Origin of the sequence: Pseudalkalibacillus sp. Hm43 (genome assembly GCF_051842935.1) — a bacterium.
Classification (GTDB): Bacteria; Bacillota; Bacilli; order Bacillales; family Fictibacillaceae; genus Pseudalkalibacillus.
The window spans coordinates 1,986,383-2,000,436 of the sequence record NZ_JBPXRR010000001.1 but is presented as its reverse complement, the minus strand read 5'-3'; the positions used below and the strand labels follow the sequence as shown (position 1 = coordinate 2,000,436).

18 protein-coding genes and 1 other annotated feature are annotated in these 14,054 nt (G+C 43.6%); of the genes, 17 read left to right on the top strand and 1 reads right to left on the bottom strand.

Annotated features, from left to right (window positions below; genetic code table 11):
• Positions 1-27: 27 nt before the first annotated feature.
• The 7 genes from ACSVDE_RS10660 (at position 28) to ACSVDE_RS10630 (ending at position 5,091) form a co-directional block, all read left to right on the top strand.
• Positions 28-1,482 (top strand): Rne/Rng family ribonuclease, encoded by a 1,455-nt coding sequence (locus ACSVDE_RS10660; protein ID WP_439300874.1) that lies wholly within the window; start codon positions 28-30, stop codon positions 1,480-1,482.
• A 47-nt stretch (positions 1,483-1,529) separates the two neighbouring features.
• Positions 1,530-1,631, top strand: a sequence feature (ribosomal protein L21 leader region).
• A 12-nt stretch (positions 1,632-1,643) separates the two neighbouring features.
• The gene (gene rplU, locus ACSVDE_RS10655; protein ID WP_439300873.1) at positions 1,644-1,952 is read left to right on the top strand and encodes a 50S ribosomal protein L21; all 309 of its coding nucleotides are present in this window, start codon (positions 1,644-1,646) and stop codon (positions 1,950-1,952) included.
• A 2-nt stretch (positions 1,953-1,954) separates the two neighbouring features.
• Positions 1,955-2,302: a ribosomal-processing cysteine protease Prp gene (locus ACSVDE_RS10650; protein WP_439300872.1), complete on the top strand. Its 348-nt coding sequence runs from the start codon at positions 1,955-1,957 to the stop codon at positions 2,300-2,302.
• A complete protein-coding gene (gene rpmA / locus ACSVDE_RS10645; RefSeq protein WP_221566230.1) occupies positions 2,295-2,585 on the top strand; it encodes a 50S ribosomal protein L27 in 291 nt (96 codons plus the stop codon). Before ACSVDE_RS10650 ends, rpmA begins: the two co-directional genes overlap by 8 nt.
• 105 nt (positions 2,586-2,690) lie before the next feature.
• The gene (locus tag ACSVDE_RS10640) at positions 2,691-3,230 is read left to right on the top strand and encodes a Spo0B C-terminal domain-containing protein (protein WP_439300871.1); all 540 of its coding nucleotides are present in this window, start codon (positions 2,691-2,693) and stop codon (positions 3,228-3,230) included.
• A 20-nt stretch (positions 3,231-3,250) separates the two neighbouring features.
• Complete coding sequence (gene obgE / locus ACSVDE_RS10635) at positions 3,251-4,534, top strand: GTPase ObgE (RefSeq protein ID WP_439300870.1); 1,284 nt, start codon at positions 3,251-3,253, stop codon at positions 4,532-4,534.
• A gap of 107 nt (positions 4,535-4,641) precedes the next feature.
• Complete coding sequence (locus ACSVDE_RS10630; RefSeq protein ID WP_439300869.1) at positions 4,642-5,091, top strand: ACT domain-containing protein; 450 nt, start codon at positions 4,642-4,644, stop codon at positions 5,089-5,091.
• Positions 5,092-5,162: 71 nt separating this feature from the next.
• Here the strand turns inward: ACSVDE_RS10630 and ACSVDE_RS10625 are convergent, their stop codons facing one another.
• Positions 5,163-5,708, bottom strand: coding sequence for a transcription repressor NadR (locus ACSVDE_RS10625; RefSeq protein ID WP_439300868.1), 546 nt, complete (start codon positions 5,706-5,708; stop codon positions 5,163-5,165).
• 200 nt (positions 5,709-5,908) lie between these two features.
• On the opposite strand from ACSVDE_RS10625, the gene safA reads away from it, so the two are divergent.
• From safA to yajC, 10 genes are all read left to right on the top strand, one after another.
• Entirely contained in the window at positions 5,909-7,384 is a 1,476-nt protein-coding gene (safA, locus tag ACSVDE_RS10620; protein ID WP_439300867.1) for a SafA/ExsA family spore coat assembly protein, read from the top strand.
• A 75-nt stretch (positions 7,385-7,459) separates the two neighbouring features.
• Positions 7,460-8,020 (top strand): YhcN/YlaJ family sporulation lipoprotein, encoded by a 561-nt coding sequence (locus tag ACSVDE_RS10615; protein ID WP_439300866.1) that lies wholly within the window; start codon positions 7,460-7,462, stop codon positions 8,018-8,020.
• A 141-nt stretch (positions 8,021-8,161) separates the two neighbouring features.
• The gene (locus ACSVDE_RS10610) at positions 8,162-8,917 is read left to right on the top strand and encodes a YebC/PmpR family DNA-binding transcriptional regulator (protein ID WP_439300865.1); all 756 of its coding nucleotides are present in this window, start codon (positions 8,162-8,164) and stop codon (positions 8,915-8,917) included.
• 85 nt (positions 8,918-9,002) lie between these two features.
• Positions 9,003-9,575 (top strand): BofC C-terminal domain-containing protein, encoded by a 573-nt coding sequence (locus ACSVDE_RS10605; protein WP_439300864.1) that lies wholly within the window; start codon positions 9,003-9,005, stop codon positions 9,573-9,575.
• A 131-nt stretch (positions 9,576-9,706) separates the two neighbouring features.
• A complete protein-coding gene (gene ruvA / locus ACSVDE_RS10600; protein ID WP_439300863.1) occupies positions 9,707-10,303 on the top strand; it encodes a Holliday junction branch migration protein RuvA in 597 nt (198 codons plus the stop codon).
• Positions 10,304-10,319: 16 nt separating this feature from the next.
• Positions 10,320-11,324: a Holliday junction branch migration DNA helicase RuvB gene (ruvB, locus tag ACSVDE_RS10595; protein WP_439300862.1), complete on the top strand. Its 1,005-nt coding sequence runs from the start codon at positions 10,320-10,322 to the stop codon at positions 11,322-11,324.
• Positions 11,321-11,512: a DUF2905 domain-containing protein gene (locus tag ACSVDE_RS10590; protein ID WP_439300861.1), complete on the top strand. Its 192-nt coding sequence runs from the start codon at positions 11,321-11,323 to the stop codon at positions 11,510-11,512. Before ruvB ends, ACSVDE_RS10590 begins: the two co-directional genes overlap by 4 nt.
• Before the next feature lie 31 nt (positions 11,513-11,543).
• A complete protein-coding gene (gene queA / locus ACSVDE_RS10585) occupies positions 11,544-12,596 on the top strand; it encodes a tRNA preQ1(34) S-adenosylmethionine ribosyltransferase-isomerase QueA (RefSeq protein WP_439300860.1) in 1,053 nt (350 codons plus the stop codon).
• On the top strand, positions 12,593-13,732 hold the full coding sequence (gene tgt / locus ACSVDE_RS10580) for a tRNA guanosine(34) transglycosylase Tgt (RefSeq protein ID WP_439300859.1): 1,140 nt from the start codon (positions 12,593-12,595) through the stop codon (positions 13,730-13,732). The genes queA and tgt overlap by 4 nt, the downstream gene beginning before the upstream one ends.
• Positions 13,733-13,765: 33 nt before the next feature.
• A complete protein-coding gene (gene yajC, locus ACSVDE_RS10575; protein ID WP_226546620.1) occupies positions 13,766-14,035 on the top strand; it encodes a preprotein translocase subunit YajC in 270 nt (89 codons plus the stop codon).
• The last annotated feature ends 19 nt before the right edge of the window (positions 14,036-14,054 follow it).

The window sequence follows — 14,054 nt, the reverse complement described above, 5'->3', positions numbered from 1 at the left end:
GATTCAGATTCGGAATTGAGGAAGCACATGAACAAAATCATATTTAATTTAACAACTTCAGAGAAAAGAGCTGCCATCCTTCAAGATGGAAAAGTGGTTGAAATCCTCATAGAGCGCCCCGAGGAATATCCGAAAGCAGGGAATGTTTATGTCGGACAGGTTTCCAAAGTTCTTCCCGGCATCCATGCAGCATTCATTGACATCGGATTTGAGCAAAACGGTTTCATTCACTCAACTGACCTTGTAAAAAATCAAGATCAACAGCCGATCAATGAGCTTGTTCATGAAGGTCAATCATTAATTGTACAAGTGAAGCGTGAAGCATCAAAAAACAAGGGACCTCTCCTGACAGAAAACATTACGGTTCCAGGAGAGAATCTTGTTTATTTGCCGTTCAGCGGACACATCGCTTTGTCTAAAAAGCTTTCGGATGAAGATAAAGTCCGGATGAAGCAGCTTGGAGAAGATCTGATCACCTCGCCAGAAGGTCTGATTATGCGGACCTCAAGTGCTTCAACAGATATAGCGAGCATTGGAAAAGAAATCAAGGAGCTTAGAGAGGTGTGGACTTCCATACAGGAAGACGCGTTGAAAGTGAAGAAAAGCGGCTTATTGTTTGAAGGTCATTCGATTGTTGATACCGCTCTGAATCATGTACCTGATCAACGGGTGGGACTTGTTTTTGACAATGCCGATATGTATCGAAGGTATCGAGATCAACTACCCGATCCATATGAGGTTTCCATGTATAGAGGAAGTGAAAACATCTTCTCCCATTACCAAATCGAACCGGTTATTCAAAAAGCCTTATTACCTTCTGTATGGTTGAAAAACGGGGGGCAAATACAAATTGATTCGACCGAAGCACTTACGGTCGTCGATGTGAACACAGGAAAGTTCACAGGAAAACAAGACCGTGAACGGACTGTATTGGAAACGAACCTGTTGGCTGCTGAAGAGGCTGGAAAGCAATTGAGACTTCGAAATATCAGCGGCATGATTGTCATCGACTTCATCCGGATGTCGAAGGAAGAGCATCAGAAGGAAGTGGAAATGAAACTCAGGGAAGTGCTCTCGAAAGACCCCATTCATACAAAGGTGTATGGGTTTACTGCCCTTGGATTGATGGAGCTCACACGTCAAAAAGTGAGAGACAGTTTGTCTGCCCAGCTGACGGAGTCATGTTCAACCTGTGACTCATACCAAAAACAATGGTCAGTAGAGTCACTTTATCACCAACTTGAACGAATGCTATATGAACTACGTAATACTGAGGAGACTGGTGTTTGGATCGAGTTGTCCCACCGACTATATCAATATGTTACAGAAAGTGGATACAACCGGGAGAAACATCTTTTGGATCAGGTCCCTGCACAACTTTATATCACTGAAAAATCCACTGCAAAACTGAAGGAATTCCATGTCAGGCAGATCGGACCAAAGAATGAAATCGAAGCAAGGATACGCCAGGAATCGCGTTGACAATCTCACGCGCATTATGGTATGATTTTTCTGTTGGTTTTTGGAGCACCTAGCTCCAACCGCACAAACCAGGTTTTCAAGCCGCATTATTTGAATTAATATACTATATTGATTCAAGGGCACCTGCGATGGCGAGTCTGAGTATAATAGGAGGTGCAAATATGTACGCAATTATCGAAACAGGTGGAAAGCAATTCCGCGTTGAAGAAGGACAAGAACTTTACATCGAAAAGTTGGACGTTGAAGCTGGTGAAACAGTAACATTCGACCGTGTATTGATGGTAGGTGGAGACGACGTTAAAGTCGGAAGCCCTATGGTCGACGGTGCGACTGTAACAGCGAAAGTCGAAAAGCAAGGTCGCGGTAAGAAAGTCGTTGTTTACAAGTTCAAGCCTAAGAAGAACTACCGTCGTAAGCAAGGACACCGTCAACCTTACACTAAAGTCGTAATCGACAAAATCAACTCTTAATCATGTTAAGGGTTAAGATCCAACAAGAAGAGGAAAAAATCGTCTCGTTCAGCATTACCGGGCATGCAGAATCAGGTCCATACGGACATGATCTCGTATGTGCAGCTGTTACGGCTGTATCTTTCGGATCCGTGAATGCAATCGAGGAGATCTGCCAGGTCGAACCTGAAGTAGAAACCCGAGATAACGGCGGTTACTTACTCTTTAAAACGCCTTCCGCTGTAAGTGAAGAAACATCTGAGAAAATACAGCTTTTACTAGAAGGCATGCTCGTTTCATTGAGAACAATTGAACGTGACTATGGTCAATATATTAAAATTGAGGTTTTAGGAGGTGCATCCCATGCTTAAATTAAACCTGCAGTACTTCGCATCCAAGAAGGGTGTTGGTAGTACAAAGAACGGTCGTGACTCTATCTCCAAGCGTCTTGGAGCTAAAAGAGCTGACGGACAAACTGTAACAGGTGGATCTATCCTTTTCCGTCAACGCGGAACAAAAATCTACCCTGGTAAAAACGTAGGCCGCGGCGGAGATGACACTCTATTCGCTAAGGTAGACGGCGTCGTTCGTTTCGAACGTCTTGGCCGTAACCGTAAGCAAGTAAGTGTTTACCCAGTAGCCAAAGAAGCGTAACACTCAAAACTCTAACCGGACTGGTTAGAGTTTTTTTCTTCTTCGATAGGCGTCTCTTTTATAGAGATTTAGGGGACTGTCAATTATTAGTTTGGGAGTGCTGTTATGATGGGAAAATGGGATACTGTAAGCCTATTACGTCATGCTCGTCATGATTGGCTGAATCATCTTCAATTAATAAAAGGCAACTTGGCACTTGATCGAACCGATCGAGCGAAAGAAATCATCGAACAAATTGTTCAAGAGTCCAAGAACGAAGCAAAAGTATCGAATTTAAGGATGCCGAAAATGGCAGAACTTTTGTTAACCTACAATTGGCAGCAGAATCAATACAGACTGGACTATGAAGTAATCGGACAAGAAAGAGATTTATCCGAATATGATTTTTATTTATATGATTGGACACTTCAATTCCTGGCGCATCTGGAAAAAGTGGTTGACTTGGATTGTGAGTCCCATCTGATGATTACAATTCAGTTGTTGGATGAAAAAGCAAGGATCAGCTATGATTTTGCAGGTGAATTGAATGTGGAGGAAGTTGACGAATTCTTGAAGACAGCAAGACAGGCTGTACATAATTCTATAACAATCATCGAAAGCTACTGTCAGGAAAATGAACTGTTATTTATCCTCGAACTAGGATAAGAAATAGAGGTGAAAGAACCATGTTTGTGGATCAGGTAAATGTATTTGTAAAATCAGGCGATGGCGGGAATGGTATGGTGGCTTTCCGCCGTGAAAAATATGTACCGGATGGCGGACCAGCCGGAGGAGACGGTGGAAGAGGCGGAGATGTTGTTTTTGAAGTGGAAGAAGGCTTAAGAACGCTTATGGACTTCCGCTATAACAGGCATTTCAAAGCTCCTCGTGGAGAAAACGGAATGTCCAAAAACATGCACGGACGAAATGCTCAAAACATGGTCGTCAAGGTACCACCTGGAACGGTCGTGACAGATACGAAGACCGGTCAGGTGATTGCCGATTTGATCGATCATGGACAACAAGCCGTGATTGCAAGAGGTGGCCGTGGGGGAAGAGGTAATACCCGATTCGCTACTCCTGCCAATCCTGCACCTGAACTGTCGGAGAACGGTGAACCAGGTGAAGAACGAGAAATTACATTAGAGCTGAAGTTATTAGCAGATGTCGGATTAGTTGGGTTCCCGAGTGTAGGAAAGTCAACGTTATTGTCTGTCGTTTCAGCAGCGAAACCGAAAATTGCTGAATATCACTTTACGACGCTCAGCCCGAATCTCGGTGTCGTAGAAACGGAAGACAACCGAAGCTTTGTCATGGCTGACCTTCCTGGTTTGATTGAAGGTGCCCATGAAGGGGTCGGACTCGGTCATCAATTCTTAAGACATATCGAACGTACGAGGGTCATCGTCCATGTGGTGGACATGTCCGGTATGGAAGGCCGAGATCCTTATGAAGATTTCTTGAAAATCAACGAAGAGTTGAAGCAGTATAACCTTCGATTGACGGAGCGTCCGCAGCTCATTGTTGCGAATAAGATGGATATCCCGGGTGCAGAGGAAAACTTGGAAGAATTCAAAGAAAAAGTCGGAGATTATCCGATCTTCCCGATCTCTGCAATTACGAAGAATGGTGTAAGGGATCTGCTGTTTGAAATTGCGAATCAATTAGAAAACGCTCCCGAATTTCCACTTAATGAACCGGAAGAAGAGGAAGAAGAAAGAGTCCTCTATAAACACCATGCTGAGGAACAACCATTTGAGTTGTCTAGAGAAGACGATGGAACCTTTGTCATTACAGGTGGTAAAATAGAACGTCTCTTCAAAATGACAGACTTCTCACGTGACGAATCTGTCCGCAGGTTCTCCCAACAAATGAGAAGGATGGGAATCGACCAGGCGTTGCGTGATCGCGGTGCTGAAGATGGTGACATCGTTCGCATCTTAGAATATGAATTCGAATTCATCGAGTAGACTGTCACATGTGACAGTCTATTTCTTTCTAAGGAAAAGGATTAAAATTGCCTTCTATGGTTCATTCTTATATACTGAAAAATAATTCCAATTCAGGAGGCTGAAAAATGGAACGGTACGGCGAACGATTTTATCTAGTTAAAGAAGAATTGCTTTCTGAAGCGATGACCAAAACGTTGGAAGCAAAGGAATTATTGGAATCTGGTAAAGTGAGTACGGTCAACCAAGCGGTACAAGCTGTAGATTTGAGTCGGAGTGCCTTTTATAAATATCGGGATGGTATTTTCCCTTTTGAAACGATGGTCAAAGAGAAAATCGTCTCAATCTCCATCCACCTCGAAGATCGTTCGGGTTCTTTGTCATCCCTCTTAGCTATATTAGCTGAACTAGGATGTAACATTTTGACGATCCATCAGACGATTCCATTGCAAGGTAGAGCCAATGTAACCATTTCGATTGAAACGGCCTCTGCGAAGGAAGACATTAACGGCATCCTCAAAGCTTTAAAACGATTGGAGCATGTCAAACAAGTGAGCGTGATTGGCTCTGGCGCGTGAGGATGGACATTTCGTGTACAGAATTTTGTAATATAAAAAAAGCAGCCATAAGGGCTGTTTTTTCTTATCCTCTAATTTTGGGAAAGTAAGTAACCTTTCTCTTCCAATGCTGAGCAAGCTTGATCCAACTGTCTGGTGGAATCTGCTTCTAACGTGTGCAGATGAATCCCATCGGTCAACTCAAGTAAGTAAGAGGCTTTGGTTTCTTTTACTTTTTCCAAAAACATTTCAACATCGTGCCGGTTTTTGATCATAATCGAACCGGTCAAATCCCCATAAACAGGATGTTCAATCGTGACATCTTTCACCGTTACGCCATAATCGACGATGGTGATCAATTCATCTTCTGTCTGCTCTGCTGAATGTACGCTGGCGATCACTCTTGTTACCTTTTGTTTCTGAGGAGAAGGATGGAAATAAATATACCCTTGTGCAGTAGCCATGATGGGTTCGTTGCGAGCTTTCAACAAGGAAATATCTTGAACAATGACTTGGCGACTGACATTCGTATCTTTCGCTAATTGACTGCCTGTTAAAGGAGATGTACTTTCCTTCAACCAATTCAGAATCATTTCCCTTCGTTCTTCTCCTAATACTTTCGTTCCTTTCCCACTCATTGATTTTCCTCCTAAGACTACTGTTATTCCTTTTAAGGATACCATAATTTTTTTATCTTGAACGACCCACTTGTCTTATAGAATATGCAGAATCACACGTTCATATATTGGTTATGGTGAGCAGTGCGGTTTCTCATCTTGTAGCAAGATGCCCAAATTCTCATATACTGTGTATTGAATTAGGCAGGGAGGAGATCGTTTTGAAAATACACATCGTGAAAAAAGGGGATACACTTTGGAAAATTGCACAAATGTACGGCGTTGACCTGGATACCGTTATCCAGGCAAATCCCCAAATCAAGACACCCGACACCATCTACCCTGGTGCTAAGGTGAAAGTACCTACTGGTAATGCACCGATTAAATCCAATCCACATCATAGCAATAGCAATAACAATAATACCGTAATGCCATACATGAATATGAAGGAAAAACCGATCAAAAAAGAAATGCCGATCAAGAAAGAGATGCCGATCAAAAAAGAGATGCCAATAAAAAAAGAAATGCCAAAACCGAAGGAAATGCCTAAGCCAAAAGAAATGCCGATCAAAAAAGAAATGCCAGTGAAAAAAGAAAAACCGATTGTAAAAGAAAAACCAGTTAAGAAGCCACCAAAAGCCCCGATGACAGAAGAAGAATTTCATATTACTTTAGGGCTTTCGAAAGAGGAAACGACCACAACATATGAAATGCCAAAACCGAAGCCGATTCCTAAACCAATTCCTTGTCCACCCATCGACTATTGTATGCCGGATCCTTGTTGTGAACCGTATTATCCTATGATGGACCCATGCTGCGATCCGATGATGTACGGATATGGTGGGTATGACCATCCTATGATGTATGGTCATTCCATGCATGGTGGATATATGGACCATTACGGTATGCCTCATGAATATATGCACCATCAACATGGTGGATATGGCATGGAACATATGTATACAAACGGGTACGAAATGGATTCCTATGAAGGTATGTATGAAGACATGATGTGGGAAAATGGGATGGACTATGGACAGATGATGGAGTCTCAACAAATGGAATATGAGCAATATGGTGGGAACGGTCAAATGCCTTGGATGCAACAAGGTGGTATGGATCAGATGATGCCTGGAATGGGTCAAAATGGTGGCATGGAACAGATGATGCAGATGGACCAGGGTCAATATGATTTTGGTGCTCAAAATGCCGCGAATCCTTGGAAAGACCAAGATCAAATGTATGGACAAATGATGCCAGGAATGGGTCAAGGACAACAGAACGGCGGCATGGGTCAAATGATGCCAGGAATGGGTCAAGGTCAACAGAACGGCGGCATGGGACAAATGATGCCTGGAATGGGTCAGGGTCAACAGAACGGTGGCATGGGACAAATGATGCCAGGAATGGGTCAAGGTCAACCATTCGGAGGTATGGGACAAATGATGCCAGGGATGGGTCAAGGTCAACCCTCAGGAGGCATGGGTCAACTGATGCCAGGGATGGGTGGTCAAGGTCAACCATTCGGTGGTATGGGCCAAATGATGCCTGGAATGGGTGGTCAAGGTCAACCGTTCGGAGGCATGGGTCAAATGTTACCAGGCATGGGCGCAGCGGGCGGTCGAGATCCATATTGGGACATTGATATTGAAATGCAGCCTAGAAAAAGCAAAAAGAAAGAATCCAACAAAGAATAGGTAACGATTTCCATCTATTAGAAGATTATTTTAAACCTCCGATTGCCATCATAAAGGTGAAAGGAGGTTTTTCTAATGAAAAAATTTATGGCGTTCACATCAGCATTATTACTGACTAGTGCTCTGACAGCTTGTAATGCTGACGATAATGAAGCATTGGATACACGTTATGATAATGATACACGTCCAATCGGTTATTACACCAATGATGGTCGAAACGATGGACCTATGACTCGTATTGCCGATCGAGATCGAAATGACTTGGATCGCGCAGAGATCAATTATGCGGATGATTATGAAGGTGGGGACCTTGCTAGAAAAATCGCTCGTAAAGTTGAGAACATGCGTGATGTCGACGATGCACGTGTTGTCGTAACAGGAGATTCTGTCCTGATCGGAATCGACACGAATGATCGTAACGATCGCGACGTAGAACCGAAAGTCCGAAATGCGGTTCAAAAAATGACAGATAAAAACGTCCGTATCACAACGGATGAAGATATGTTTACACGTATCCGCGACGTAGATAACGATTTGCGAGATGGAAATGGTTTCGCTGAGGTACAATCGGATGTCAACGCAATTATGGATGATATCGGAGACGCACTTCAACGTCCATTTCAAAACAACCGCTAAACATTCCTTTAGGTGATTCCGGCTCTCTCCGGAATCATCTTTTTTATTGCCATACATAGAGTTGTACTGGCTTTAAGCCAGTCCGCATCTTATGCTATATTAGGATAAAAACCTGTGATCCATGAAGGGGAGAGAGTTACAATGGCAGGACATTCTAAATGGAAGAACATACAACGCAGAAAAAATGCGCAGGATGCAAAACGCGGGAAAATCTTCATGAAACTCGCTAAGGATATATATGTAGCTGCAAAAGAAGGTGGAGGAGATCCAGAAACCAATCCTTCGTTACGTTTGGTGGTCGACAAAGCGAAAGCTGCAAATATGCCAAATGAGAACATTGACCGTGCAATCAAGAAAGCGACAGGCAATTTAGAAGGAGTCAGCTACGAAGAAATCGTTTATGAAGGATATGGAGCTGGTGGGACAGCTGTGATGGTTGAAGTGCTGACAGATAATAAAAACCGGACAGCAGCTGATGTCAGACATGCCTTCTCCAAGCACGATGGAAATCTGGGAGAGTCTGGTTGTGTCTCATTCATGTTTGACCGGAAAGGGTTGATCGTCATCAATCAGGAAGACGTAACTCTACCTGAGGATGAATTCATGCTTGAAGTCATTGATAGCGGTGCAGAAGAATATGAACTGAATGATGGTATGTTTGAGATCTACACGGAACCCGAAGAATATGCGACTGTAAAATCCGAACTAGAGTCGAAAGGCTATAAAATCTCTTCATCGGAAATTACGATGATTCCTCAAACGCTATCAAAGATCGAGAATGAGGAAGCCAAAAAAGTAGTCAAATTGATTGATGTACTTGAGGATTTGGATGACGTTCAGGAAGTCTATCATAACTTGGATATTGACGAAGAGGAGTACGAAACCCTCCTATCCTAATTGAATATGGATATTTTTCCTTAATACGGTAAAACTATTATTGATTGAACTTATGCCTTTAATAACTTCGTGAGGTGATCGTAAGGTGAAATCCTTCCGTATCAAAACATCGTGGGTTTTTCCTTTAGTAGTAACCGTATTAGGGACCGTTTACGTCTTCTTGTTTCATACATTTGAAGATGAAGTGAAGGCGAATTTGCCCTCGAAAACGAAAACGCAGCCATATGCTGAAGTAGAAGCTCAAACTGTCAGTGGACCTATAACGGTCGAGGTTTATCTTCAACGAACATACATCGATGGGAAGCAAAGTGAAGAAGTCATCTATGAAACGATCTGGTCGATGGAGGACTTCTGGGCGAATTATGCAGACTGGCAACTCGTCGATCAAGAAGTGAATAAAGTCATCTTCGAACAACAAGTGGATGACATCTCTCCACAAGCCAAGGTGAATGGATTTTTCGGTTTGACAGAGGAGGGGATCCTGACAATCTTCAACGGGCGACCGCACGAGGAAGAAGTGATCCAGTCATTCTTCCAAATCGACATAGAAAAACTGGAAAGCGGTCTGATGGAAGATCTGAAACAAGGGATCAAAATCCAGTCGAAACAAGAATATACTGAGGTATTGGAACGATTCCGACCATATGCCACGAATTAATGTACAAGCAACCTTCACGGGTTGCTTTTTTCATGGGAGAAGCATGGGAGATTCTTTCGACTTTTTTAAAAAGGATATGCTACAATGAGGAAATAGGAAGAAATGTTCGCATTTTAAGGGGAGAATAAAGGTTGATTGATTATATTACTGGCATAGTGAAATACATACATACCGACCACGTTGTTGTTGAATGTGGGCATATCGGATACAAAATCAACTGTCCAAACCCATTCGTGTACCAAAGGGAAATTGGGAAGACGACGACAATTTATACGTATCAACATGTACGAGAAGATATATTGGCCTTATATGGCTTCGAAAATTTAGATGAGCGCGATCTTTTCATGAAGCTGATACAAGTTTCCGGAATAGGGCCGAAAGGTGCATTGGCGATTCTCGCTTCCGGAAAACCGACACAAGTTGTTCAGGCAATCGAGAATGAAGATGAAAAATTCCTCACACGATTCCCTGGTGTTGGTAAAAAAACAGCGAGACAAATGATACTGGATTTGAAAGGGAAGCTGCCTAACTGGACAGAAACGTTGTTTGATGAAGAGCCTGTCCAATCTTACACGCCACAAGAAGGCTTGGATGATGCTTTGGAAGCCTTGGAGGCTCTCGGTTATGGTCAAAAGGAAATCAAAAAGATCGTTCCGCAGCTTGAAGAACAAGGTGAACTCTCAACCGATCAATACATAAAAAAAGCTTTGCAATTATTACTGAATTGATCGAGGTGGATGAAATATGGAAGATCGTATCATTTCAAATGAATTGAATCAGGGCGATGAAACGTTGGAGTTCAGTCTGCGTCCACAATATCTCCAACAATATATCGGCCAACACAAGGTGAAAGAAAACCTGCAAGTATTCATTGAAGCGGCTAAAATGCGTAGTGAACCTTTGGATCATGTATTATTGTATGGTCCGCCTGGACTTGGGAAAACGACATTGTCCTGCATCATTGCAAACGAAATGGGTGTGAATATCCGGACGACGAGTGGACCTGCGATTGAACGTCCTGGTGATCTGGCAGCGATCTTAACGGCGTTGGAGCCGGGAGACGTCCTGTTCATTGATGAAATCCACCGTCTTCATCGATCTGTAGAGGAAGTCTTATATCCTGCCATGGAAGATTTCTGTCTGGATATCGTCATTGGAAAAGGGGAAACCGCTCGTTCTGTACGTTTGGATCTGCCTCCTTTTACATTAGTCGGCGCGACGACAAGAGCGGGTCTTTTGTCTGCACCACTTAGGGATCGTTTTGGCGTACATAGTCGTTTGGATTATTATGAACTGGATGACTTGACCGAAATTGTCATCCGTACCGGAGATTTCTTTGATATAATGGTTCAGCCGGATGCAGCAGAGGAATTGAGCCGTCGGGCAAGAGGGACACCTCGGATCGTGAACCGTTTGTTGAAGCGGGTCCGGGACTTTGCTCAGGTCCAAGGTGATGGCATCATTACGAAAAACATTGCAGACGAAGCGCTGGAAAGGCTACAGGTCGACCGTTTAGGATTAGACAATATTGACTATAAATTGTTAAGAGGGATCATAGAAAATTATCAAGGTGGTCCTGTCGGTTTGAATACGATTGCAGCAACGATTGGTGAGGAACCTCAAACGATTGAGGATGTTTATGAACCTTACCTGCTACAAATCGGATTCATCCAACGGACACCACGTGGTCGTATGGCTACAAGGTTAGCATATCAGCATTTGAATTTGGAGGAACCGAAACGGTCATGAATAAGATTTTCATCATCATCGGCATCGTATTTATCTTATTTGGATTGATCGGCAGTTTCATCGGAAAGCTGCCGGGAGACATCATGTTCAAAAAAGGGAATACTACCTTCTACTTTCCTATTGTCACCTCGATCGTAGTCAGCATCGTCTTGTCGCTCCTCTTTTACCTATTCGGACGATTTAAATAAATAATAAATCTTAAAACAAGGTGAATGCATTATGAGAGTGGAAGAATTCAACTTCAATCTGCCAGAACATCTAATTGCACAAACACCGTTGAAGGATCGCACAAAATCACGGATGATGGTCGTCGATCCTGAAATGGGACGTGTAGAAAATCGCGCTTTCAGTGAAGTCAGTGAATTTTTACAACCAGGAGATTGTCTCGTGCTGAATGACACACGGGTCATGCCTGCGCGATTGTACGGTATGAAAGCCGATACGGGTGCGAAGATTGAAGTATTACTGTTAAAAGAAGAAGAAAAGGATACATGGAAGACGCTCGTCAAGCCGGCGAAGCGTATTAAAGAAGGAACTGTCATCTCATTCGGTGATGGACGTTTGAAAGCCACATGTATGCAAGAAGGAGACCAAGGTGAACGGGTTCTGAAATTTGACTATGAAGGTGGAACGTTCTTCGAAATGCTCGATGAGCTTGGGGAAATGCCTTTGCCACCTTATATCCGTGAACAATTGAACGACCGTGAAAGATATCAGACGGTTTTTTCGAAGCATACGGGATCTGTGGCAGCTCCGACAGCGGGTCTACATTTTACAGAGGAATTGATTGCTGACCTGCAGGAGCGTGGAATCCACGTGGCGTACATTACGCTTCACGTCGGCCTTGGTACGTTCCGACCCGTCACTGCTGAAAACGTTGAGGAACATGAAATGCACGGAGAGTACTATCAGGTCTCGAAAGGCACAGCAAACCTGCTGAACCAGGTACGCTCAGAAGGGGGCCGCATCATTGCGGTGGGAACCACCTCTTGTCGTACACTAGAAACGATCATGCAGAACGGCGCAGAATCGTTCCAGGAACAGTCAGGCTGGACTGACATTTTCATTTATCCAGGATTTGAGTTCAAGGGAATCGATGGCATGATAACGAATTTTCATCTGCCTCAATCCACATTGATCATGTTGGTGAGTGCTTTAGCCGGAAAAGAATTAATCATGAAGGCTTATGAGGAAGCGGTCCAACAAGAATACCGATTCTTCAGCTTCGGCGATTCGATGCTCATCCTTGAAGGGAGTACCAAACATCTATGAGTGCAATACGTTATGAACACATTAAGACATGTAAACAATCAGGAGCTCGCTTAGGGAAGGTACACACACCTCATGGAACTTTCGAGACACCGGTATTCATGCCTGTAGGTACATTGGCGACGGTAAAGACGATGAGTCCTGAAGAACTGAAGGAAATGGAAGCAGGTATCATCCTCAGTAATACGTACCACTTATGGCTTCGACCTGGTCATGATATCGTAAAAGAAGCGGGCGGGCTTCATAAGTTCATGAACTGGGATGGTGCAATCCTTACCGACTCGGGTGGATTTCAGGTATTCAGTTTGAGTGACCTACGGGAAATCACCGAAGAAGGTGTCCATTTCCGGAATCACTTGAGTGGGGAAAAGCTGTTTCTGACACCTGAAGGCGCGATGGAGATCCAGAATGCGCTCGGATCCGATATCATGATGGCATTCGATGAATGTCCTCCGTATCCGGCTGAGTATTCCTATATGAGACAATCCGTTGAACGGACAAGCCGTTGGGCGGAGCGATGTTTGGAGGCCCATCAACGCCCGGAGGATCAAGGCTTGTTCGGAATCGTCCAGGGTGGAGAATACGAAGAGCTAAGAAAGCAAAGTGCGAAAGATCTCGTATCACTCGATTTCCCAGGCTATGCGGTCGGTGGACTTTCCGTAGGGGAACCGAAGGATGTCATGAATCGGGTGCTGGAATTCACGACACCATGGCTACCGGAAGATAAGCCAAGATACTTGATGGGAGTCGGTTCACCGGATTCACTCATCGACGGTGCGATCCGTGGTATTGATATGTTTGATTGTGTGCTGCCTACACGAATTGCCCGGAATGGAACGTGTATGACGAGTGAAGGGCGATTGGTTGTCCGCAATGCGAAATTCAGCCGGGACTTCCGACCATTGGATGAGAATTGCGATTGTTATACTTGCCGCAATTACTCTCGTGCTTATATCCGACATCTCGTCAAAAGCAGTGAAACATTCGGCTTCCGCTTGACGACTTACCATAACCTTCATTTTCTGTTAAAATTGATGGAGCGGGTAAGACAGGCGATTCGAGAAGATCGATTGCTTGATTTCCGGGAAGAGTTTTTTGAACAATATGGTTTCAATAAACCTAACGCAAAAAACTTTTAACATACATGATTTGTTGAAAGGGGTGAACGAAACATGGAAGGATTAACTGGATTATTACCGATTATTCTAATGTTTGTAATCTTCTACTTTATCTTGATCAGACCTCAACAGAAGCGTCAAAAGAAGACAGCTCAAATGCAGGCGAGTCTTGAAAAAGGAAATCGCGTCATCACCATCGGTGGATTCCACGCGACGATCGAAGCGATCGATGAGGATAACAACACTGTTGTTCTTCGCGCAGGAGATGGATCTAAGCTTACATATGATCGCTCTGCAATTCGTGAAATAGCTGAGAACAACTAATAAAAAACCTAAAAGAAAG

Bases quoted from the DNA above. Each gene is read 5' to 3' on its own strand.
- ACSVDE_RS10660 (WP_439300874.1), top strand. From the start codon at position 28: ATGAACAAAATCATATTTAATTTAACAACTTCAGAGAAAAGAGCTGCC.
- rplU (WP_439300873.1), top strand. From the start codon at position 1,644: ATGTACGCAATTATCGAAACAGGTGGAAAGCAATTCCGCGTTGAAGAA.
- ACSVDE_RS10650 (WP_439300872.1), top strand. From the start codon at position 1,955: ATGTTAAGGGTTAAGATCCAACAAGAAGAGGAAAAAATCGTCTCGTTC.
- rpmA (WP_221566230.1), top strand. From the start codon at position 2,295: ATGCTTAAATTAAACCTGCAGTACTTCGCATCCAAGAAGGGTGTTGGT.
- ACSVDE_RS10640 (WP_439300871.1), top strand. From the start codon at position 2,691: ATGATGGGAAAATGGGATACTGTAAGCCTATTACGTCATGCTCGTCAT.
- obgE (WP_439300870.1), top strand. From the start codon at position 3,251: ATGTTTGTGGATCAGGTAAATGTATTTGTAAAATCAGGCGATGGCGGG.
- ACSVDE_RS10630 (WP_439300869.1), top strand. From the start codon at position 4,642: ATGGAACGGTACGGCGAACGATTTTATCTAGTTAAAGAAGAATTGCTT.
- ACSVDE_RS10625 (WP_439300868.1), bottom strand. From the start codon at position 5,708: ATGAGTGGGAAAGGAACGAAAGTATTAGGAGAAGAACGAAGGGAAATG.
- ACSVDE_RS10615 (WP_439300866.1), top strand. From the start codon at position 7,460: ATGAAAAAATTTATGGCGTTCACATCAGCATTATTACTGACTAGTGCT.
- ACSVDE_RS10610 (WP_439300865.1), top strand. From the start codon at position 8,162: ATGGCAGGACATTCTAAATGGAAGAACATACAACGCAGAAAAAATGCG.
- ruvB (WP_439300862.1), top strand. From the start codon at position 10,320: ATGGAAGATCGTATCATTTCAAATGAATTGAATCAGGGCGATGAAACG.
- ACSVDE_RS10590 (WP_439300861.1), top strand. From the start codon at position 11,321: ATGAATAAGATTTTCATCATCATCGGCATCGTATTTATCTTATTTGGA.
- queA (WP_439300860.1), top strand. From the start codon at position 11,544: ATGAGAGTGGAAGAATTCAACTTCAATCTGCCAGAACATCTAATTGCA.
- tgt (WP_439300859.1), top strand. From the start codon at position 12,593: ATGAGTGCAATACGTTATGAACACATTAAGACATGTAAACAATCAGGA.
- yajC (WP_226546620.1), top strand. From the start codon at position 13,766: ATGGAAGGATTAACTGGATTATTACCGATTATTCTAATGTTTGTAATC.